We start from the raw sequence: 21,320 nt of genomic DNA, 5'->3' as shown, positions 1-21,320 counted from the left end.
AGCGAAACTCGCGCTCAACATCAACCGATCGCCACGCCGCGGTGGGGTCCCTTTTGCACGCCGATCGGGGGTCCCTTTTGGACGCCGATTGACAGCCAGAAGCAACTGGTTCTGCGCGCCTCCCCTGCCGTCATGCCAGTCGCGGGGGTGTCGGACGCAGTTGCCTTGCGCCCTTGCGGCACACTGCGGAAACCGAACCATACGATCGGCGCCATAAGGATGGCAATCGCGGCAAGTGCAAAATAGGCCGCGCGCCCACCAGCCGCCTCGGTAACCCCCGCCACAAGCTGGGGAACCCAGAAACCCGCTAGGCCCGCACCCGTGAGTGCAAGTCCTAGCGCTAGCCCCGCTGCTTCTCGAACGCCGCCGCAATCGGCCGAACGAGCACGATGGGTGTCGATCCGACACCGAGAAGAGCAATGAGCGCATAGAGCATCCAGAAAATTTTGATGCTGCCTGCGGTGGCGACAAGAATCACCACACCCAGCGCATATGCCAACAGACTTGCCGCGCCGATGTTTGCCGCACCGTATCGGTCGCAAAGGCGCCCTGCAGCCGAGCCGGACAGGAACACGGCAAGAGTCACCACAAGCGAGATAGCGATGGAATGAAGCTGCCGAGACTGTAGAAGAGCGTCGCCGTCATGCTGGCGGACAAATCGATCGCTGCGCTGGTCAGCTGAAAACCCTTGCAGCCGACTCACCCGGCAGGGTCATGGGGCCGTCGCTATTCCATAAATGGCCCGCACCACCACGTCACTCAGCTGGTTATCTGCCCCAGCCTCCTCAATCGTTTTTACCGCGTCGAGACCACGAAGCCCGACCGGCGTTGGCTTGCCAGCCTTGACCATCACATAACGCTCATCGAGCAGATAGGCGGATGCACTCAGCCTTTCCGCTGCCGCAATTGCACTGTCCCGATCTGGCCAGATGCCGTGCAACAACGATACAAAGGTCCGACCACTCGTATCTGTCTGGTTCCATCCTGCTGGATCGCCGCTCGTCAGATCGTAGACTGCAAGATAGAGTGCCCCATCGCCAAGCTCCGCAATATCTGCATGAACATTGACGCTCGCTTCCGCAACGACAAACATCGTCTGCCCCTCGGCGTACGCGTCACCGTATATCTTGCGCGAGGCGCCTTCGCTCAGATTATAAAGGAGCGCCCGGCGGAATACGTTCTGCTCGTCGCGATAGATATGCTGGGTCACCTCGCTGTGGATGAGACCTGCACGGTCATCCTCTGACAGGTAGGTGACGATCGCAATTCCCTCAAACGGTTCGGAATCCGGATCGAGCGGCGTCACATGATGCTGGGTATAGCAGTCAAAGCCCGGTATTCGTGCCGCCATCACGCCATGCACATCCCGCCAATAACGCATGAAGAGCGATCGGGTGATGTCCGGTCGACGCTCGATGAGCGCGACGGTGCTTACGCCGACCATAACGCACCCTCGACAGGAAGAATCGCGCCAGAGACATAAGCGCCCGCGCGCGATGCGAGATAGATCACAGTTCCCCCGATATCCGCTTCGCTGCCAAGCCGCCCGGCGGGTATGCTTTCAACCATCTGCTCCTTGAGACCGGGAACAGCGGTGAAGAAGCCATCGGTCATGTCGCTTGGAAAGAAGCCCGGCGCGATGGCATTCACGTTGATCCCCTTGCGCGTAAGGTCGGAAGCCAAGGCGCGGGTCAACTGGTGGAGCCCACCCTTTGCTGCGCTGTAGGCATAGGCGCTGCTGCTTTTCGCCCATAGCGCTGCGATCGAGCCGATATTGATGACCCGGGCCGGATCACCTTCACGCGCAGCGGCACTGAGCTGAGGAAGCAGCGCTTGTACAAGGAAGAAGGGCGCGCGGAGATTAACCCCGAATTCACGGTCCCACTCCTGAGGAGTGATGGCATCCACTGGCGCTGCAGTGAAGGTGCCGGCATTGTTCACGAGGATGTGCACATGGTCCGTTTCACGCGCGATCGCAGCTGCGGCATCGGAAACCCCCTCACTGGTCGCAAGGTCATGCGCGAGGAGCACGCAGGACCCATGCGCATTCAGGGACGCGGCAAAGGCCTCATTTTCCGCGCTGCCCCGTGCCACGATGAATACGCGCGCGCCCGCAGCCACAAGCGATCGGCTGATCATGGCTCCAACGCCCTTTGCACCGCCGGTAACGACCGCAACCTTGCCGGCGAGATCGAACAGGCCGATACCCGCCGAAATGACTGCCTTGGGGTTGGTAACAAAGGACTGGCAACCCTGCAGGTCAACAAAATTGCTCTCGTCGGGTCGGACATTCGCAAGATAGGCAGGCTCTACGAAAGCCTGCGCCATCGACTCTGCGCTATGGAAATCGAGAACCGTAATGCCGTCATATTCGCCCGACATCCCAAACAGTCGCGCTATCGGACTATCGGCATCCGCAATCGCATATTGGGTATAGTTGGTGATATGGCGCATGAAATCGGTACATGATCTGATCAAGGGACCGTGCTTTTCCTGCCAGTAGGCCGTGAACGCCTCGCGGCTCATACCAGGCTTGCGTTTGATACAGACGATAAGGGTTGTCATGCCGCTACCCCCGGCTTGGCAACGTTGATGGTTTGCAACGCGAGATAGGGGTAAAGGCCTTCGATACCGCCTTCGACGCCAAAGCCCGACTGCTTGTTGGCGGGAAACGGCACCTGCGGATCGAGCGCGCAATGCTGATTAACCCAAACGCTGCCGCTCTCCAACCGCGCAGCCACCGCAGTCGCCTTGGCAAGGTCGCTGCCCCAGACCGAACCACCAAGCGCGAACGGCGATGCATTTGCGCGGACAACGGCGTCGTCGACATCGCTGTAGCGAATGATCGGCAGGATCGGCCCGAATGGCTCCTCATCGACGATCGGCGATCCATCGGAGACGTCACGCACGACGGTTAGAGGTACGAAATAACCAGGTCCTTCGGTAACCTCTCCACCGGCAATGATTTTTCCGGCGACCTTCGCCTCGGCGAGATAATGAAGCACCTTCTGATATTGCGCCTTGTTTTGTACAGGGCCGAACTCGGCGGCGGCATCGCTGCCGGGCGCAACAGTTGCGGATGCCGCCAGCCCCGCGATCGCTTCGCACATCGCGTCGTAAAGACTGTCGTGGACATAGAGCCGCTTGATGACGGCGCACACCTGGCCCGAGTTAAAGAATGCAAAAGCAAAGATCGCAGGCGCTATCGTGGCAACATCGGCATCGGGAAGCACGATCGCGGCATCGTTACCTCCAAGCTCGAGCGTTACACGCTTAAGAGTCGGTGCCGCTGAAGCCATGATCTTGCGACCTGTTTCCGTCGATCCCGTGAAGGTGATCTTCGCAACATCCTTATGCGCGACGAGCAAGGCGCCCGCATCATTGCCGCCCGAGAGAATGTTCACGACACCCGCCGGCACGACCTCTGCCCAGAGTTCGCCGAGCCGCAGCGAAGTCAGCGGGGTTGTCGGCGCCGTCTTCACAACGATGGTGTTCCCGGCTGCAAGCGCTGGCGCGATCTTGCTGCACGCGATGTAGATGGGCGCGTTCCACGGCACAATGGCTCCGACCACGCCTAGCGGCTTGCGGTGTAGTTCGACCCGGCGCGTGTCATCTTCAACGATCAGTTCGGGATGAACCTCGAGCCCGGCATAATAGTTGAGATAGCTCGTCGCGAGATGCAGAATTTCGAATTGCGCGAGTGCCATCGGTCGGCCCGTTTCCTGAACCAGAAGCGCGCAGAGTTCCTCTGCATTCTCGGTGATCTTTGCGGCCATTGCCCGTAGCACCTGCCCGCGCGACTCGGGCGCAATACGGCTCCAGGCTGGATACTCCGCTTTGGCAGCAGCCACCGCGCGTTCGACGTCACCCTCGTCCGCGTCGGGAACCTGAGTGAATGCCGCACCAGTGCAAGGATCGATGACATCGAGAGTGCGGCTCCCCTCCACAAGTTCACCGCCAATCAACATCCGGGCCATGTCTCTCTCCCCAATCTTCAGGCGGTCGCAGCCACCCGACTTTCTTCATTTGTTTGTGGCACAGCGGCCGCATTTCGGAAGCGCTCCATAACGCTGACCTCGAGCCCGCGAACCCGTTCGACCGAAGCTTCCTTGACATGGCCATAACCCCGAATCTGCGCCGGCAGGCTTGCCGCCTCAACAGCAATCTTGTGATTCGACGGTGTCAACGCGACAGCAATGCCGCGCATACGCGCCTCATACTCGTCGATGAGCGCGCGCTCCATCCTGCGTTCATCGGTTCGACCAAAGGGATCGAAGACAGTGCCGCGCAATCTCTTGCCTTTGGCAAGAAGCGGGAACAGCTTGCCGACCCAAGGGCCAAACTCCCGTTTCAACAGATGCCCTGTATCGGGGTCGCGCTTCGAAAAGAGCGGCGGCGCAAGATTGTAGCGGATCCTCGCTCCGTCCTCGAAAGTCGCTGCCAATTCACGCTGGAAAGCCGGATCGGCGTGGAGCCGGGCGACCTCGTACTCATCCTTGTACGCCATCAGCTTGGCGAAATTGCGTGCAACCATGATCGCCAACGTGTCGCTCCCCGGCATGATCCGGGCTTCAGCGGCAGCGATCTCATCGACGAGCACGCGGTAGCGGGCTGCATAGGCCGCATTCTGATAGTCGGTCAGCAGCGCGCAGCGATGCTCCACAATCTCCCTCAGATTAGTAAGTGGCTGGAATTCCGCCGCAACTCTGGTTGCCATCACCGCCGACTCGACCTTCTGCGGATCGACAACAAGAAGTCGTCCGAGCGCGAATGCCGACTGGTTGAACGCCACCGCGACACCGTTGATCGCCACCGCGCGTGCAATCGAAGTCGGAGACACCGGGAGAAGCCCGAGTTGCGATGCATATCCCAGCATGAAGAGGTTTGCTGCAATCGTATCGCCGAACAGTGCGAGACCCAGCCCCGTCGCATCAACGCCGTGGAGCTTTGCGGATAGCTTCTGGAGGCGCCCGACGATCAGGCTTTGATCGAGTACGAGATCGGGATTGCGCTGGAACGCCGGCGTGGGTGTGATACGCGCATTAACGACTGTTGTCGTTCGATCGCTGGACAGTGTGACGACAGGCTCCTTCGAAAGCGCGGCAACAGCATCGAAAGCGAGCGCGACATCAGCCTCTCCCGTGCCAAGCTTTTGCGCCGCAAGATCAGAGTTCGCCGCAGCAATACGGACATGGCTATATACTGCCCCATTCTTCTGGCTGAGGCCCGTCATGTCGAATACGGAGCAGGCTCGACCTTCAAGATGCGCCGCCATGGCGAGAAGTGCGCCAACGGTGACGACACCCGTGCCGCCGATTCCGGACACCATGATATTGTAAGCCCCCTCCTCGACCGGAGCGAGCGTGGGTTCGGGAAGATCAGTCTGCGCCTCGCCTGCAAGTGCAGAAGCCTTGGGTTTGCGCGGCTCGGCATCGAGAACAGTCACAAAACTCGGGCAGAAGCCTTTGACGCAGCTATAATCCTTGTTACAGTTCGATTGATCGATCTGACGCTTTCTGCCGAATTCAGTCTCTTTCGGCCAGACGCTGACGCAGTTTGATTGCACAGAGCAATCGCCGCACCCTTCACAGACCGCACTGTTGATGAACATGCGCTTGGCGGGGTCCGGAAATTTACCCCGCTTGCGTCGACGACGCTTTTCTGCGGCACAGGTCTGTTCGTAGACGATGACCGTGATGCCCTTCACCTCGCGAAGTTCGCGCTGTAGCGCATCGAGCTGATCGCGATGGTGGACCGTGACCCCTTCTCCAAGGCCGCTGTTCGCGTCGTAGAGTTCGGGACGGTCGGTGACGACGATGCAGCGCTCCACGCCCTCGGCCAGAACCTGACGGGTGACATCGCCCGGCGTCAAAGGGCCATCGACCGGCTGCCCACCGGTCATCGCAACCGCGTCGTTGAACAGAATCTTGTAGGTCATGTTGACCCCTGCAGCCACCGCGCCGCGGATCGCCAGCAGACCTGAGTGATAATAGGTGCCGTCGCCGATATTCTGAAAGATGTGTGGCGTCTCGGTGAAATGGGCGAGACTGTACCAATGCGCGCCCTCGCCGCCCATTTGCGTATTCGGGAGCATTGCGGGGCCCGAGTACATCGCCATGGCGTGGCATCCGATCCCGCCGCCGGCAAGGCTGCCTTCGGGGAAGCGCGTGCCCGTGTTGTGCGGGCAACCCGAACAGAAATAGGGCGCGCGCGCCGCATCCCCCGGCTTGAGGCTTGCAACTTTGGTCATCGCGGAGCGAAGAGCGCTGACCTGCTCCACAATCGCAGACGTCTCGTTTCCAAGACGCCGCAACCGCTCCGCGATGACGAGAGCGAGTTGCAGCGGATCAAGCTGCTCGTCGCTCGGGATCATGAAGGCGCCGGTCTCGTCACACTTGCCAACGATCGGCGGCGCGCCCGGCTTGCCATAGAGGATGGCCTTCGCCTGCGCCTCGGTGAGCCCTTCCTTTTCTTCTATAAACAACAACTCCGCCTGGTCGGCGGCAAATTCCGCCAGCCCTTCGCGTTCAACCGGATACATGCATCCAAGCTGATAGAGCGACACGCCGACAGCCGCCGCATCTTTGTCCGTAAGGTTCAGCAGCTTCAGCGCCTGGCGAACATCCTGCACTGCCTTGCCAGTCGATACGATACCGAGACGGCGCATACCCGTGCCGATAAGGACTTTGTCGATCCCGTTCGCGCGAACGAACTTCTCGACAAGAGGCCAGCGGAAGCGCTTGGCGACGATCTCCGACTGGACACGGTCGAGATGGGTCGGGAAATTGTGAAAACCGTTTGCTGGCGCCGTCCCGCGCTCGGGTAGGACAGGACCATTGTCGAGCGTGGGCAACTCGACAGTCATCGTCTGTTCGAGCACCTCGTTGCACATCTTGAATCCGGTGAATAGCCCGGTGTAACGCGACATCGCCCAACCGAGCAGGCCGAACTCCAGCACATCCTGAACATCCGAAGGCGCTAGGATCGGCATCCCCGCGTGCATCAGCGCCATTTCACTCTGGTGAGCGACCGTGGACGATTTGCCGCTATGGTCGTCACCCGCGACGATCAGAACGCCGCCGTTGGCGTGCGAGCCTGCCATGTTGCCGTGCTTGAACGGATCGCCCGAGCGATCCACCCCGGGCCCCTTGCCATACCAGATCGCGAAAACGCCGTCCTTCGTCGCGCCCGGAATCCCTGCGAGCATCTGCGTTCCCCAGACCGCAGTCGCCGCCAGATCCTCGTTCACGCCCGGCTGGAACAGGATGTCCATGCTTTGCAGCAGATCCTTCGCGCGCCACAGTTCCTGATCGTAACTACCGAGAGGAGAACCACGATAACCCGATATGAACCCGCCAGTATTCAAGCCCACACGCGTATCGCGGTCTTTCTGGAGCATGGGAAGACGGACGAGCGCGTGTGTGCCGGTCATCAGCACGGTGCCCTCGTCGATCGTATATTTGTCGGTCAGCTTGACATCACGCATCGGATACGAGCCTCAACGGTTCATCGGCACGATAAGCAGCGCCGTGATCCGCCAGATAGGTTGCGAAACTCTTGTGAAAATCAGCCATCACCTCTCGTGTGGCTGGCCGCGATTCCATGCTCGCCCACCAGCCTTCCAGCCCACCGATCTCTTCGATAATCGAGCGATCGTAGACGAAGCGGGTGACCCGCTCAGCGATGCCAAGATTGTAGAAAGCGAAAATATCCGCCTGCCCCGGACGTTCACCAAGCAGAAAGGGCGCGGGATGAAGGCGCTGCGTCAAGGCAGCCGTGGCCCTGTCAAGCATGCCCCTTACAGATGCCTCAGTCTCGGGCAGATTCCTGCCCCCCATGAAAACGCCGGCAAAAAGCTGGCGGACCTGCGCTTCCACGTAGAGCTGTATGATATTGATCGTCTGACGCGACCGGGCACGCTCGAAAGGAGCATCCGGTCGAAGCGATATCGCGGGAAAGGCATCGTCGAGATAGTCGAGGACCGCAACTGTTTCGGCCAGCGGCCCTTCGCCGGTTTCAAGCACCGGAATTTTTCCGAGCGGACTGAGTTCACGAAAAGATGCATCCTGTGATGCGCGCGTTATCACAAACTCAAAAGGCAGTTGCTTCTCGATGAGGGCAGCGCGCACGATATTGACGTAGTTGCTCACCGGATAGCCGAGGAGACGAAGCTGCGTCATGGATGCAAGTCCATGATCTTTCCGGGATTGAGAATGTTGCCGGGATCGAGCAGCCGCTTGATTTCCGACATGAGCCCGCACTCCTCCGCTGTCCGCGACACATCGAGCCATGACTTCTTTTCAAGGCCGATTCCGTGTTCGGCCGAAATCGATCCACCGATCGGACGCAGCGGCTCGTACACACATTCTTCGACAGCGTGGCGGTCATCCGGTCCGCCAGCACCGATTGCGATGTGAAGATTACCATCACCCATATGCCCCAGGAATGCGATCTTGCCTTCCGGCCAGCGAGCCTTCAACCGGGACGTGACTTCTGAAATATAGCGTTCCATATCGCCGACCGGCAGCGAAACGTCGAACGCGTAGAACGGCTGAAACTCGCGTACGACGTGTTCAAGATCCTCGCGAATAGACCAGATCTGCTGTCGCTGCGCTTCCGAACTCGCCAGTACGGCATCGTCGAAATACCCAAGCTCCGCCGCCTTCCCGAGAACCGTCTCGAACATTTCGGCATCGCGCTCCTGGTTCGACCCCAGCATTTCTATGATCGCGTAATAGGGACGATCCCCGGGCAGAGGCGCCGCATGGCTGCCGTTGCCTGTGTTGACCACGAAAAAGCTATTGTCGATCAGCTCGTACGCACTGAGCATACCGCCGAAACCCTGATCCACATGTCGCAGCAGGCTTACCATCTGGTCGAAACGCTGCGCGCAGACGATCGCGGTGTTGCAGCTGGTGGGTCGTTCACGCAGCCTGAGTACGAGACGTGTGATGACCCCGAGCGTTCCTTCTGACCCAATGAACAGCTGCTTCAGATCATAACCCGTATTGTTCTTGATCATCTGGTTGAGCGACGAGATGATCCGTCCATCGGCAAGGACGGCTTCCACGCCCAGCACCTGATCTCGCATCATGCCGTATCTGATGACACGCATTCCGCCCGCATTGGTGGACGCGTTTCCGCCAAGCTGACAGGATCCCCGGCCACCCAGATCGAGTGGGAAGGTTAAGCCATGATCGGCCAGCGCGTTCTCCAGCGTATCGAGAACAACTCCGGCCTGAACCGTCGCGGTGCGGTTGACCGGATCGATGGCTTCAATGGCAGCCATGCGCTCCAAAGAGATGACGATGTCGCCCGGTTTCGTCTGCGTGGCGCGCACCCAGCCCGACATCCCGCCCTGAACGACGACGGGCTGGCCGGCGGCATTGCACAGCTTCAGGATCCCAGCCACTTCCTCCGTCGTTCGCGGGCGGATGATCGCGTCGGCCTCGATACGATCCATGAAATAGCCCGGATACCGCGATGACACCGTCTCGCCGGTCAAAACGCCGCCATCGCCGACGAGAGCCCGAAGCGTCTCGATCAGCTCATTTCCAGCATTCGAGATGGTGCTCGCCTCCGTCACAGCGTCACCAGTACATCGTCGCCCACAACCCGCGCCGGAAAGCGCTGGAGAACAATCGAATCGTCCTCACCACAAAGGCCGGTTTTCAGGTTAAAGGTCCAGCCATGCCAGGGGCACGTCAGGATGCATTTTTCGACTTCACCCTCATGGAGCGGGCCTTCGGCATGCGGACATTGCCCCTGCGTCGCCACGACTTCGCCTTCACAGAGGAACAGCGCGACTTCAACGCCACCGATCTCGGTAATAACCGGTTCGCCGGCTTCAAGCGCCGCGAGCGAACCAGCGCGATATTCCGTTTGGCTCATCGCGCTTTGAACCTAACCGGAAGGGTTTTCGGGCCGCGTGCGAAATAACTGTCCATCCACTGGACCTCGTCACTGATCGGAAGCAGCTCTTCGAAACGCGCAAGCAGAATCTGGAGCGCCGTCCTTGCCTCCATCCGTGACAGGAAGGAGCCAAGGCAGAAATGAGGTCCTTGACCGAAAGACATGATTTCCTTGGGATCACGATCCCAGCGAAAGCTCTCTGAATTCTCGAACTTTCGCTCGTCATGATTGGCGGAGCCAAGCAGCGGCAGGACGAGCGACCCTTGGGGTATCGCAGTGCCGGCAAGCTCGGTGTCACGCATCGTATGACGAAACAGCATCTGGACTGGACCGTCGAACCGCAGCACCTCCTCCAGAACAGTCGGAATCCGCTCCGGATTTTCGCGCACAGCCGCCAATGCGTCAGGGTTGCGTTTAAAATGAACGAAGGTGATGCCTAGAAGGTTTGTGGTGGTTTCGACGCCCCCGATAAGCAGAAGGATCGCTAGATTCAGCACCTCGCTGCGCGTCAGCTTTTCACCATTGACCTCGGCCTGTATGAAGCCGCTGATCAGGTCCTCGCGCGGCTCAGCAAGGCGCTGGTCGTAAATATCCTCGAAATAGGCACGGATCGCCTTGGAACTGCGCTCGATTTCCGCCAACCGTTCCGGGCCGTAAGCTGCACGGTTTCCGGCCGAAAGCAGATCATCGACCCAATGCTTGAAGTCGACACGCCGCTCAAGGTTTACACCAATAACATCCGCCACGACGGAAACCGGAAAGAGTGCCGAAAATTCCCAAACGAAATCGAATTCACCTGATTTTCCATGTTTTTCAAAGATCACGTCGATAAGCTCATTGGCCACCGACACGATTTTTTCCTGCAGCGCGCCGACGCGACTCGGCACAAACGCACTGTTGGCGAGCTTCCGGATTCGCATGTGACCGGGCGGGTCGAGCGATATCATCGGCGGCACCTCGGGTACCGGATCATACTCACCCAGGAGAGCGGGCCAGAATCGCGAAGACGAGTAGGTCTTGCCATCCTTCAGCACCGCTGTGACATCATCCCAGCGAGACACCACGAATCCCTGCATCGAGTCGAGCCAGTGGACCGGTGCATCGGCACGCAGCTGGGCATAATGCGGATAGGGATTCGCCGTTACCTTGGGGTCAAGGGGGTCATAGGTGACGGGAGGCCTGTCAACTCCAAGAGGTTGATTCATTGTACTGCCTCTGCGGCCGGAAGTGCACCGAGCTGTTGAAACACCGGTATCGCGTCCCAGATGCTTCGCTCCAGGATGATTTTGCCCTGTTCGTTCCAGCCCATGACAGTGATGCCGCGGGTCTTCGTGATCTTCCCGGCGGCCGACAGGCCGAGAAAATCGGCCGCATGCTTCGTTTCCCAAGTCCACTGGAAGGAGCCGAGCCGGTTGTCGCCTACATAATCGAATACATCGAACTTGTTATAACTTGCGGCTGGATCTTCGATGATGAAGCCCTCGAAGAATTTACGGAGCGCAACGAGGTCCCCATTGATCTGCAAACCGAAATTGACATCCTCGAACTGGATGCCGGGATCGTACAGCGTCATCAGCTCATCGGTTTTGTCTGCGAACAGGCCAATCCAATATTGAGCCCATTTGAGATTCATCATCACCCTCCAAGGTTCCACCCCGATATGGCTCGGGTGTTCGGATTGTTCTCATTGCGAGAGAACCTGACAAGAGCCAGCGCCTCCTCGCAACGTCTATTCGGCAAATCTAAAGCGACCTCGCCCGCCCCGCTATGTCCGCACGGAACATTGCGTGCCTTTTCGTGCCAAAAATATCGATATCTGCCACTCGCATGCCCAGTGCTTCAACGCAACAAAGCCAAAAATCCGGCATCCGCCAGCGAATCATTTGTCTCGCTAGGGTAATCGTTGTCACGCACGGGCATTTCAATATCGCCGCATTGCTGGTCTTAAGGGGCGCAATAGAAGACCATCGCCGGGACACACGCTCCGGACACAAGATGGACCTATCGGGAGAGGATTGACATGATAAGGACCATTTTTCTGCGCGCATCTTCGGCCGTATCACTGGCCATTCCATTCTTTGCCGCGCCTGCGGTGGCGCAGACGGCGCCAGCCACTGACAGCAGCACTGGCATCGAGGAAATCATCGTGACCGCTACCAAGCGTGACGAGAATCTCGTGCAGGTACCGATTTCGGTCAACGTTGTCACCGAACTGGCTATCGCGGAGCGCGGCATCACCCGCCCTGCAGACTTTCTGGGCACGACGCCCAATGTCACCTTCATTGAAGACAACGCAGGTGAAGCCTACATCAACATCCGCGGCCAGACCTCCGTGCGCAACTCCGACCCCAACGTTGCGATTGTTATCGACGGTGTCACCCTGTCGAGCGTGAAGCCTTTCAATCAGGATTTGTTCGGCATTCAGCAGATCGAGGTTCTGAAGGGGCCGCAGAGCGCTCTCTACGGCCGTAACGCCGCGGCTGGTGCAATCGTCATTACGACCAAAAAGCCCAGCGACGAGTTCGAAGGCAACGTTGTCGCGGCCTATGGCAATTTTGACACCAAGCGAATCAGCTCAACCATCAGCGGGCCGCTCACTGAAGGTCTCGGATTCACACTTGCCGGCTCGTTCCGCGACACGGATGGTCCTTTCACAAACGTTGTAACCGGTGAGAAGGTTCATCGTTTCACCAGCTACAATGGTCGTGGACGTCTTCTTTATGACAATGGCGACGGACTCACTATCGACTTGAAGCTAGGTGGGCACAAATCACGTGGCGGCGGTAGCGCCTACAACGCGCAGATTGCCGGTACAGGGATTGGAGGACTTCCCGCCAATCCGCCGGTTCTCGACGCCAACTATGCCAATATGGATTTCGTATCGAATGTGCGGGGCGTGTTCCGTGAGAACTTCTTCGACGCCACGCTCAAGATAGATTACGATTTCGACTGGGCGACACTCACCTCAATTTCGGCCTATAACCGTCTCAATCAATATTTCGCCAGCGATTCACCGCCTTACGTTCCCGACACTGGAACAGTCGGCGCCAACGTGCAACAATACACATATCTCGATAAGAACTATTCACAGGAAGTCCGCCTCACCTCGGGAACGGGTGGCCCTCTGCAGTGGCAGGTCGGCTTCTACTATTTGCGCTTTACCCGTGACCAGACCAGCAAGATCAGCATCGACAGCGACGGCTTGTTGCCTGACGACCCCCGGGTCATCGATCCTGCCGGCTCCCCCCGTCCAACATTGTCGTTCAGCAATCCGCTCTATCGGACAACGAGCTATGCGCCGTTTGCGAGCGTTCAGTTCAATGTCACCGATCAGCTGCGCATCAATCTCGCGGGTCGCTATGACACTGAGAAGCGCACAATTTCCGAGGCCGCTTCCGCTGCGATCAACCCGCTCACCGGGGTCAGTTACAATAATTGTATTGCACTGACGGGAAAGCCGATTGACGAGTGCGATGCGGACCGCACGTTCAAGCAGTTCGAGCCGAAGGCGAGCGTTTCGTACGAAATCTCGAGTGACGCCAGTGTCTATGCGAGCTACGGCAAGGGCTTCAAGTCCGGCGGTTTCAACCCCATCGGCTCCCGCGAGGCGCTGATCGCCGCCGCAGAAGATGCCGGGCTTCCTGCGAGTTCGGTCTATGTGCAGGATGGGTTCGACAAGGAAATTTCGACCTCATACGAGATCGGTGCAAAAGCGCGCCTCCTCGACCGTCGCCTCTCGGTCAACGCCGCCGTGTTCAAGACCAACATTTCTGGCGCTCAGCAGTTTGAATTCTATCCAACCGTTGGTCTTCAGACCACGATCGGTATCGACAAGGTGAAGCTGAAAGGCTTCGATATCGATTTCGACTTGCAACTCCCGACCGGTACGCGCCTGTTCGGCGGTTACGGCTATACTCACGGGCGAGTCAGTGATTTTGCGGGCAACCCGGCGTTCAATGGCAATGTCGCGCCTGGCGCGTTCAAATCCACACTCAACCTTGGCGCGAGCCAGACAATCGAGCTTGGCGGGGACCTCAGCCTGGTCCCGCGTGTCGAATACAACCACTATGGCTCGATCTGGTGGGACGTCGCGAACACGCCGGGAACGCGCCGAAAGCCACTTAGCCTCCTGAAAGCACGTCTCTCGCTTAAGAGCGGAGATCGCTGGGAAATCTCTGCCTACGGCGACAATCTCACAAACGAGAAATACTTTCAGGAAGTCGTGCCGCTGCTGGGCTTCTTCACAGTCAACTACCGAGGCCCGACACGCTCGTACGGCATGGAAGCCCGCTTGAATTTCTGATTGAACGAACGGCGCCCGGACTACGATCCGGGCGCCGCTTATTGCAGGCCTGCTGCCATGACATATGATGTCATCGACAAAGACCGCCCAACTGCTGAATGGATTGAACGTCTCAGTCAAAGGTTTCCGGTCGAACGCGAGATCGATCGTGTGCTCCGGCGCAAACTCGAACTTCGTCCCGGACCATCCTTCGGTGGTGCAAATCTCGAACGGCTTGTTGAAGGTGTTCGGGCACTCATTGCCACAATTCATTCAGGCGATTTTTCCATTGTCGATCCGCATTGGCTGACAGGCGGCGCTTCAAAGCTGCAGATGGCGTTTACGCTGGACTGGATTCCGCCCGACGGATCGCCATCGCTGACAAGGCTGGTTCTACGGATGGAACCGGCCGCATCGGTGTGTGAGACAAGCAGGCTAAGGGAGCATCAAATGCTATCCCTGTTCGAAGGCATCGTGCCGGTGCCAAAGGCATATTGGGTCGATCCGGACGCGACATTTCTACCCTATCCCGCCCTCATTTACGGGTTCAGCGAAGGCGTTACCAAACCATCGCGTTCAACCAGCAACGTCACGGGCCTCGGCATCAATCTCGGCATTGAGCTGCGCGAGCGGCTCACTCCACATTTTCTATCGCAGCTGGCTCTCATCCATAAAGCGCCGATCGATCACCCTGCCCTGACGGCGTTCGACAAACCCGATACACCTTACCGCGCAGCAGAATGGGCGCTCAATTGGTGGGAACGCGTGTGGGAAGAGGATGCCGGCGAGGACATCCCTTTGATGCGCTTTGCTGCCGGATGGATGCGGCACAATCTGCCCAGGGCCGATCGGCATTCGATCATCCATGCCGACTATCGGACAGGTAATTTTCTGTTCGATGAAGAGAGTGCGAGGATCACGGCTTGGCTCGATTGGGAACTCGCGCACATCGGCGACCGGCACGAGGACCTTGCCTGGACAATGAGTCCAGCCTTTGGCCACTATTCCGAAGGCGGCGATTTTCTGACCTGCGGGCTTCTTCCTGAAACCCAGTTCCTGGCTCGCTACGAAGAAGCTTCCGGCCTGCCGGCGATTCCGGCAACCTTGCATTTTTACCGTGTTCTTTCTGCTTACAAGGCGATCGTCATTGTCCTTGGCGCGGGCTTTCGAAACGCACGCAATGGCAAATCTCACCAGGATGTTCTGCTTGTCTGGCTCATGGGCCTCGCTTATCCGCTCCTCGAAGAATTGCGTTCCCGCCTTGAGGAGGCGATTTGATGCAAATCCGCCCCGAACTTGCACTGCAAGCGGTATTAAAATCGCTCACCGAAGTGATTGCACCGTCGGTCGATCCACACGACAAGATGGCGCAGGAACAGGTCTCAATCGTGATCGGGCTTCTCACGCTCATTTCCGATAGGCTACCGCACACCCATGCTTATGACTGTGACGAATTGGGCCGGCTCGTCTACCTCGCGCAGGACATTGCGCAAGCCGCAGATTCCGAAGCGCTCAGCTTTACACTTGATCGTGGCATTGTCGTTCTCGAGCGCGCGAAGGCGTCCCCTGGGGATATTGTCGCCGCCATCGCTGCGCTTCGCAGTGCAATTGGCGAAATCGCAGCTGGCCTCGCTTCGCGTAAGGATGCTATCGGAAGGGCCGCCGTCCGCGCACTTCTTGACGCCTCATCGACCCAGCTGCTTCGCGAGCGGAGTTGGGTGCTGATGCAGGGCTGGGAAAATGATCCCTCCACCGTACCGGAGATAGAAGCGCTTATCGCTGGAACGGGAGAGTGAGGTTGATGTCATGATCAAACCCGAAGATGTGGAGTTCCACGCGGTACCGGAAGCACATCGTGAAAGCTGGGCCGAAACAAACTATTTCCCCTTCTGGATTCCGGAAGTTGGAATATCAGGCGCGGCTTACACCGTATTCCGCCCCGGTCTCGGCGTCTGCCTCAGCGATATCACCATTTTCGATCACTGCGCTTTCAGTTGGGAAGGCCTAGCCTACACCGACAATCAACAGCACATCCCCTGCCCTGCGAGTCTATCTCACTATTCACTTCGCAATGGTCTCGAGGTGAAGGTGCTCAATGCCCCGCGGGACTACCGCATCGATTATCTGGGCATCGATGACACGGAGCTGCACTTCACCTTCCATGGGCTGATGCGTCCACAGGATTTCAACGATCCCGATCAAGACCCTCTTGCCCGGAGGAAAGGTTTAGGTGGAGCCTGGGACAAAGCGTTCGCTGGTCATTTCGATATGACAGGGAAAGTCGATGGCGCACTCAAGCTTCGCGGTGTCACACATCGGTTTACCTGCCTTGCAACGATGGACCATAGCTGGGGGCCCCGTCTCGAACGCGACAACGGCAGCGCAGTGTTCATTCAGGCCCATTTCGGCGACGACCTCTCGGTCAACGCCTTGATGGCGCTTGATCCGTCGGACATGTCACGTTTCGGTCCAGTGCTGCATGGATATGTGATGCGCAGTGGCAATGTCAGAGCCCTTGTCGCGGGTGAAGGGCGTACGGAACGCAGTAGCCTGCGCCCCGACAGGTTCGCGCTGACCGTTGAGGACGAGGACGGCGCACACTTTGCACTTTCCGGGCATTTCGAGACGTGGGCACCTTGGGCGCCCTATGTCAGCGTTCTTTACTATCAAGGCATGGTGCAGTGGCTGCATGATGGCCGCATCGGAACCGGAGCCTTTCAGGAGGTTGTCAGCCGGGCCAGCATCGCGCGTTTTACGCTCGCACGACAAGGCATTATTGGGAGATCGATATGAATCTCGCATGGGAACAGAACTGGCTCGAACTTTTCGACAATCAGCTCGAGGCACTCATGGCCAACTATCCGGAAAAATTTGAATATGAGGACATGAACTTCGGCGTTCGTATCGACAATGACCGCGAAGCGCTGCGCCGTTGGTTCAAGACCTTCGAAAACACCGATCCCAATGCTTCGCACCATGTCTTCCAGGCGGCACGATACCATGGTGACGAACGGGGCGGCTGCCTCGAATGGACTTGGGAGATCGATCACCGCACGAACTTTCTAGGCTTGCCGGCAGCAGGAAAAAAGACCTCCGTTCGTGGGATGACAATCCACGCATTTTCCGATGGAAAGATCACGCTCGAACGCAGCCTCTGGGATACCGCCGCGCTAATGCGGCAGCTAGGGTTGCAGGCTCCTCAAGAACTGGAGTTCTCCTGATGTTTGATCTTACCGGCAAGGTGGCGATCGTGACGGGCGGTGGGTCTGGCATCGGCTCCGCGATTGCGCAGCGCCTGCAACGTGCGGGCGCTCGGGTCGTCATCGCCGATATCCACGATCATGAGGCGCAGGCCGCAAGCTGGGGCTGTGAATTTCGCAGGACCGACTGCGCGCAGCCCGATGAGGTTACCGCCCTGTGCGAAGCAGCGGTCGAACGATTTGGTAAGCTCGACATACTCGTCAACAATGCGGGTATCGCTCAAGGCGCGCTCCTCGCGAACTCCGAACCCGCACGCTCCGAGCGGTTCTGGCGCCTCCACATTCTGGGCGTACAAACGGGAATTCGTGAAGCTGCGAAACGGATGACGCGAGGCGGCGCGATTGTGAACATATCTTCCATCACGGCTGTTCGCGGCTTTGTGCAATGGGGCGAGTATGCCGCAACGAAGGCAGGTATCATCTCGCTCACCCAGACCGCCGCCGTCGAATATGGACCTGCCGGCATCCGCGTGAACTGCGTCGCCCCCGGCATCATCGATACGCCGCTCGCAATGAACGAGGCGCCCGACATGGTGGCGCGCAACGCAAATGTCTTCACCCTGCTCGGCCGTATCGGCAGGCCCGAGGAACTCGCAGCCGTCGTTCATTTCATGGTGAGCGACGACGCAAGTTACGTTACCGGACAAACCCTTCTCGTTGACGGCGGCTGGAGCGCCGGCCCATCCATCAAGGGCATTGAGCTTGCGCTCTCTACGACCGACTAATCCAGAAGTTCGCCATTGGCACCCAGGCGGGGCCGACCGTCGCGCCATTCGCTTGGCCGCTGCCCTGTCCAGCGGACAAAGGCACGCGAAAAGGCGCTGCTGCTCGAAAAGCCAAGCAGATAGGCGATCTTCTCCATCGTAAGATCGTCGCGGCGTAGATAATCAAACGCCAATTTTTCGCGCAGTCGGTCAAGCAGCTCCTGAAAGGTAGTATTCTCATCGCGCAGCCGACGAAGCAAGGTGCGCTCCGTCATACCAAGGAGGCGCGCGGTTTCCTGCTTGCTCGGCTCCCCGTTCGGTAACTGGCCAACAAGAGCATCACGGACCTTGAGCGAAAAATGGCTGGTGAAACGATAGGCAAGGTGACGAGCTGCCATTTCATCCAGCAGCATTGCAAGCTCCTCATTTGCCGACGGAACGGGCTGCTCAAGGTCGGAACCCCGGAAGAGAATGCTGTTTTCCTTCTGCCCATAGCGGATCGGGCAGCGGAAAATCCGGAGGTAGTCGCTTTCATCCTGAGGTTTGCGGTGCCGGAACTTGACTTCCAAGGGTACGACAGGTGCGCTCTGGATCCATTCGCAGAGTATGAGGAAGCCCGCTAGTATGGTATCGATCGTTTGGTAAATAGGCTGGCGTCCACCTGTATGAAGGTCGACCTTCAAGAGATAGTCGTCGCCAATCTTCGAGAAATCGACAACAGCAGCATCTGAAATGAGCCGGGCAGAGTGTGCAAAACGCTCGGCCGCTCTCTTCAAGCTAGAACTGCAAGACATTGCATAGCCCACGACGTGAAAAGTCGATGGCCGTATGTGGCGTGCGACCTTCAGCCCAAAATTGCTGTCTCCCGTCGCCTCGACAGCCGCGATCCACAGGCTGGTAACTCGTTCCTGCGAATAGCGATGCTGAAGGTCACCAACCTTCTCGGGCGCCATACCAATCCCGCGCAGCAGCTGCGCGGTATCGATAGCAGCGTCCTCAAGCGCCCGAACAATCGCAAATACCCACGCGGAAAGACCGGTCTGCACAATCCCATCACCTTTCGAGCGCAATCATCCAAAAACGATTCTCGCCTCATACACACTAACCATCGCACTATAGAACAAGAAGCCTCTGCAATGCATTGGGGCTTGAGATAATAGGGTCCGGACTCACTACAGCCACCAGATGACGGCAGCGGCGAGGCTGATGGCGCCCATGAAGTTTTTGATGTTGCGATCAAAGCGGGTGGCGATGCGCCGCCAGTCTTTGAAGCGGCAGAACATGCGCTTGACGACATTGCGCTGCTTGTAGATCGCGCGGTCGTAATCATACTGGATTTTGCGGTTCTTGCGGGGTGGGATGACGGGCTCGGTGCCGCGCGCGACGAGCAATTCCCGCAACGCCTGGCTGTCGTAGCCCTTGTCGGCGACCAGTTCAGCAGACGGCGGCATCGCCTCGATGCAGAGCTGCGCAATCTTGCAATCGTGAACGTTTCCGGGCGTCAGGAGCAGGACGCAGGGACGGCCCTTCGTGTCGCAGACGGCGTGGAGTTTGGTGTTTCGTCCACCTTTCGTGCGGCCGATACCATGAGCCAAGCCCCCCCTTTTCCGCCGCCTGCGCAGCGGTGAACCTTGATGCAACTGCTGTCGATGAACAGCCGGTCCGGTGCGTCGAAGGGTTTCGGGCGCCGACAGGCGTACTAAACCCGGACAGGTACGACCCGCGGATCGGGGTGCCAAGCTATGGGGATTTCGGATTCGGTGGGATCTGCGGTGCCGACGGAGTGCTACCTGATGGCGGCACGGACCGCATCAACCACGCGTATTTTCGGTGACGGGACCACGTATATGATCGTCGTTTTGGCGCCCCATCGCAGCATTTGCGATTGGCGTCGGCGACGGATGTGAGAGTTTGCGTTTCCAGCGAGGCCATGGCCGCTGGATTGGGTGGTCGCAGGCCATGCCGGGTCATGGCGCGAGTTCCCGGTCGCGGGTGACCGGTGCTGGCGGTGCCCGTGGCTGCTGCCACCGCTCGAAGGTCTCGATCACGATCATGTGACCGCCGCAGCATGGGCACGGCGGGCGATGGTCGACAGGTTCGTCGGTGTTGTCGTTGGCCGGTTCGGGCGCAACCTCGAGCAACTGGCGGGCAAGCGCCAGGCTAGCCCGGCGAGCAGAGCCAGCCAACAGACCGTAATGGCGGATGCGGTGGAACCCGCGCGGCAGGACGTGGAGCAGGAACCGCTGGATGAACGCGTCGGTGGCGAGTGTCATGACCCGCTGCCGCTCGGGGCCGTCGCGCCGATAATCCTTGTAGCGGAAGGTGACGCCGTTGCCGTCGAACGCGATCAGCCGCCGGTTCGAGATCGCGATCCGGTGGGTGTAACGCGACAGATAGGCGAGCACCGCCTGTGGTCCCGCGAACGGCGGCTTGGCATAGACCACCCAGCGTTTCTTCCGCACGGGCGACAGGAAGCGCAGGAACGCCCGCCGTTCGGCGAGTGGCGCGATGCCTCCGCCCAAGAAGAGCCCTCCGGCGTCGTACAAGGCCAGCAGCCGGGTCAGGAACAGCCGCCGGAACAGCGTGCCGAGCACGCGCACCGGTAGGAGAAAGGCAGGCCGCGACGATATCCAGCGCTGCCCGTCACGCGATATCCCGCCGCCCGGCACGATCATGTGCACGTGCGGGTGGTGCGTCATCGCCGAGCCCCAGGTGTGGAGCACGGCGGTGATGCCGATCCGCGCGCCGAGATGCTTCGGATCGGCGGCGATGGTCAGCATCGTCTCCGATGCCGCGCGGAACAGCAGGTCGTAGAGCGCGGCCTTGTTCTGGAACGCGATGTTGGCGATCTCGGCGGGCAGCGTGAACACGACGTGGAAGTAACCGACCGGGAGCAGGTCCGCCTTGCGTTCGGCGAGCCAGGTGCGCGCGGCGGCGCCCTGGCACTTCGGGCAGTGCCGGTTACGGCAGCTGTTGTAGGCGATCCGCTGATGCCGCAGTCTTCGCAGCCCTCAACGTGACCGCCAAGGGCAGCGGTGCGGCAGTTCTCGATCGCCGTCATCACCTTGAGCTGGACGAGGTTCAGGTGCCCGGCACGGGCGGCCCGGTAGCCGGGCCCGGCAGTGCGGAAGATGTCGGCGACCTCGAGTGAGGCGCGCATCG

Annotated in this window: 18 protein-coding genes and 1 pseudogene; 6 read left to right on the top strand and 13 right to left on the bottom strand. The window is 59.1% G+C overall.

Going from position 1 to position 21,320, the window contains the following annotated elements; genetic code table 11:
- Window positions 1–340: 340 nt before the first annotated feature.
- The 10 genes from GGQ98_RS14630 to GGQ98_RS14585 form a co-directional block, all read right to left on the bottom strand.
- Window positions 341–499, bottom strand: coding sequence for a hypothetical protein (locus GGQ98_RS14630; RefSeq protein ID WP_184070799.1), 159 nt, complete (start codon window positions 497–499; stop codon window positions 341–343).
- A gap of 213 nt (window positions 500–712) precedes the next feature.
- Entirely contained in the window at window positions 713–1,444 is a 732-nt protein-coding gene (locus GGQ98_RS14625) for an EthD domain-containing protein (RefSeq protein ID WP_184070797.1), read from the bottom strand.
- Window positions 1,432–2,565, bottom strand: a complete 1,134-nt coding sequence (locus tag GGQ98_RS14620) for an SDR family NAD(P)-dependent oxidoreductase (RefSeq protein ID WP_184070795.1) — start codon at window positions 2,563–2,565, stop codon at window positions 1,432–1,434. The genes GGQ98_RS14625 and GGQ98_RS14620 overlap by 13 nt, the downstream gene beginning before the upstream one ends.
- Window positions 2,562–3,977 carry an aldehyde dehydrogenase family protein gene (locus GGQ98_RS14615; RefSeq protein WP_184070793.1) on the bottom strand — a complete coding sequence of 472 codons (1,416 nt, stop codon included), beginning with the start codon at window positions 3,975–3,977 and terminating at the stop codon, window positions 2,562–2,564. The genes GGQ98_RS14620 and GGQ98_RS14615 overlap by 4 nt, the downstream gene beginning before the upstream one ends.
- Before the next feature lie 17 nt (window positions 3,978–3,994).
- Window positions 3,995–7,486, bottom strand: coding sequence for an indolepyruvate ferredoxin oxidoreductase family protein (locus GGQ98_RS14610; protein ID WP_184070791.1), 3,492 nt, complete (start codon window positions 7,484–7,486; stop codon window positions 3,995–3,997).
- Entirely contained in the window at window positions 7,479–8,180 is a 702-nt protein-coding gene (locus GGQ98_RS14605; protein ID WP_184070789.1) for a glutathione S-transferase family protein, read from the bottom strand. Before GGQ98_RS14605 ends, GGQ98_RS14610 begins: the two co-directional genes overlap by 8 nt.
- Window positions 8,177–9,586, bottom strand: coding sequence for an FAD-linked oxidase C-terminal domain-containing protein (locus tag GGQ98_RS14600; protein WP_207791432.1), 1,410 nt, complete (start codon window positions 9,584–9,586; stop codon window positions 8,177–8,179). The genes GGQ98_RS14605 and GGQ98_RS14600 overlap by 4 nt, the downstream gene beginning before the upstream one ends.
- Window positions 9,583–9,891: a Rieske (2Fe-2S) protein gene (locus GGQ98_RS14595; RefSeq protein WP_184070787.1), complete on the bottom strand. Its 309-nt coding sequence runs from the start codon at window positions 9,889–9,891 to the stop codon at window positions 9,583–9,585. The genes GGQ98_RS14600 and GGQ98_RS14595 overlap by 4 nt, the downstream gene beginning before the upstream one ends.
- Window positions 9,888–11,117 (bottom strand): cytochrome P450, encoded by a 1,230-nt coding sequence (locus tag GGQ98_RS14590; RefSeq protein WP_184070785.1) that lies wholly within the window; start codon window positions 11,115–11,117, stop codon window positions 9,888–9,890. Before GGQ98_RS14590 ends, GGQ98_RS14595 begins: the two co-directional genes overlap by 4 nt.
- Window positions 11,114–11,548, bottom strand: coding sequence for an ester cyclase (locus tag GGQ98_RS14585; RefSeq protein ID WP_184070783.1), 435 nt, complete (start codon window positions 11,546–11,548; stop codon window positions 11,114–11,116). Before GGQ98_RS14585 ends, GGQ98_RS14590 begins: the two co-directional genes overlap by 4 nt.
- A 384-nt stretch (window positions 11,549–11,932) precedes the next feature.
- Between GGQ98_RS14585 and GGQ98_RS14580 the strand changes: the two genes are divergently transcribed.
- Genes GGQ98_RS14580 through GGQ98_RS14555 form a run of 6 tightly spaced genes read left to right on the top strand, consistent with a single transcriptional unit; the run spans window position 11,933 to window position 18,179 of the window.
- Entirely contained in the window at window positions 11,933–14,215 is a 2,283-nt protein-coding gene (locus tag GGQ98_RS14580) for a TonB-dependent receptor (RefSeq protein WP_184070781.1), read from the top strand.
- Window positions 14,216–15,472, top strand: coding sequence for a phosphotransferase family protein (locus GGQ98_RS14575; RefSeq protein WP_207791431.1), 1,257 nt, complete (start codon window positions 14,216–14,218; stop codon window positions 15,470–15,472).
- A complete protein-coding gene (locus GGQ98_RS14570; protein WP_184070779.1) occupies window positions 15,472–15,990 on the top strand; it encodes a hypothetical protein in 519 nt (172 codons plus the stop codon). The genes GGQ98_RS14575 and GGQ98_RS14570 overlap by 1 nt, the downstream gene beginning before the upstream one ends.
- A gap of 10 nt (window positions 15,991–16,000) precedes the next feature.
- Window positions 16,001–16,987 carry a DUF7065 domain-containing protein gene (locus tag GGQ98_RS14565; protein ID WP_184070777.1) on the top strand — a complete coding sequence of 329 codons (987 nt, stop codon included), beginning with the start codon at window positions 16,001–16,003 and terminating at the stop codon, window positions 16,985–16,987.
- Window positions 16,984–17,415 (top strand): ester cyclase, encoded by a 432-nt coding sequence (locus GGQ98_RS14560; protein ID WP_184070775.1) that lies wholly within the window; start codon window positions 16,984–16,986, stop codon window positions 17,413–17,415. Before GGQ98_RS14565 ends, GGQ98_RS14560 begins: the two co-directional genes overlap by 4 nt.
- A gap of 20 nt (window positions 17,416–17,435) precedes the next feature.
- The gene (locus GGQ98_RS14555; protein WP_207791430.1) at window positions 17,436–18,179 is read left to right on the top strand and encodes an SDR family oxidoreductase; all 744 of its coding nucleotides are present in this window, start codon (window positions 17,436–17,438) and stop codon (window positions 18,177–18,179) included.
- On the opposite strand, the gene GGQ98_RS14550 is transcribed toward GGQ98_RS14555, so the two are convergent.
- From GGQ98_RS14550 to GGQ98_RS14540, 3 genes and pseudogenes are all read right to left on the bottom strand, one after another.
- Entirely contained in the window at window positions 18,176–19,204 is a 1,029-nt protein-coding gene (locus GGQ98_RS14550; protein ID WP_184070772.1) for an AraC family transcriptional regulator ligand-binding domain-containing protein, read from the bottom strand. The two genes, GGQ98_RS14555 and GGQ98_RS14550, sit on opposite strands and share 4 nt — an antisense overlap.
- Window positions 19,205–19,330: 126 nt before the next feature.
- Window positions 19,331–19,798, bottom strand: coding sequence for an IS5 family transposase (locus GGQ98_RS14545; protein ID WP_279380258.1), 468 nt, complete (start codon window positions 19,796–19,798; stop codon window positions 19,331–19,333).
- Between the two features lie 327 nt (window positions 19,799–20,125).
- Window positions 20,126–21,318, bottom strand: a pseudogene (locus tag GGQ98_RS14540) (IS91 family transposase).
- Window positions 21,319–21,320 lie beyond the last annotated feature (2 nt).

The sequence above is a fragment of the Sphingosinicella soli genome (genome assembly GCF_014199685.1).
Classification (GTDB): domain Bacteria; phylum Pseudomonadota; class Alphaproteobacteria; order Sphingomonadales; family Sphingomonadaceae; genus Sphingosinicella; species Sphingosinicella soli.
The sequence above is the reverse complement of the archived record's forward strand: the minus strand, read 5'-3'. Positions and strand labels throughout refer to the sequence as shown.

Bases quoted from the DNA above. Each gene is read 5' to 3' on its own strand.
- GGQ98_RS14565 (WP_184070777.1), top strand. From the start codon at position 16,001: ATGATCAAACCCGAAGATGTGGAGTTCCACGCGGTACCGGAAGCACAT.
- GGQ98_RS14580 (WP_184070781.1), top strand. From the start codon at position 11,933: ATGATAAGGACCATTTTTCTGCGCGCATCTTCGGCCGTATCACTGGCC.
- GGQ98_RS14610 (WP_184070791.1), bottom strand. From the start codon at position 7,486: ATGCGTGATGTCAAGCTGACCGACAAATATACGATCGACGAGGGCACC.
- GGQ98_RS14560 (WP_184070775.1), top strand. From the start codon at position 16,984: ATGAATCTCGCATGGGAACAGAACTGGCTCGAACTTTTCGACAATCAG.
- GGQ98_RS14585 (WP_184070783.1), bottom strand. From the start codon at position 11,548: ATGATGAATCTCAAATGGGCTCAATATTGGATTGGCCTGTTCGCAGAC.
- GGQ98_RS14595 (WP_184070787.1), bottom strand. From the start codon at position 9,891: ATGAGCCAAACGGAATATCGCGCTGGTTCGCTCGCGGCGCTTGAAGCC.
- GGQ98_RS14605 (WP_184070789.1), bottom strand. From the start codon at position 8,180: ATGACGCAGCTTCGTCTCCTCGGCTATCCGGTGAGCAACTACGTCAAT.
- GGQ98_RS14620 (WP_184070795.1), bottom strand. From the start codon at position 2,565: ATGACAACCCTTATCGTCTGTATCAAACGCAAGCCTGGTATGAGCCGC.
- GGQ98_RS14570 (WP_184070779.1), top strand. From the start codon at position 15,472: ATGCAAATCCGCCCCGAACTTGCACTGCAAGCGGTATTAAAATCGCTC.
- GGQ98_RS14590 (WP_184070785.1), bottom strand. From the start codon at position 11,117: ATGAATCAACCTCTTGGAGTTGACAGGCCTCCCGTCACCTATGACCCC.
- GGQ98_RS14625 (WP_184070797.1), bottom strand. From the start codon at position 1,444: ATGGTCGGCGTAAGCACCGTCGCGCTCATCGAGCGTCGACCGGACATC.
- GGQ98_RS14615 (WP_184070793.1), bottom strand. From the start codon at position 3,977: ATGGCCCGGATGTTGATTGGCGGTGAACTTGTGGAGGGGAGCCGCACT.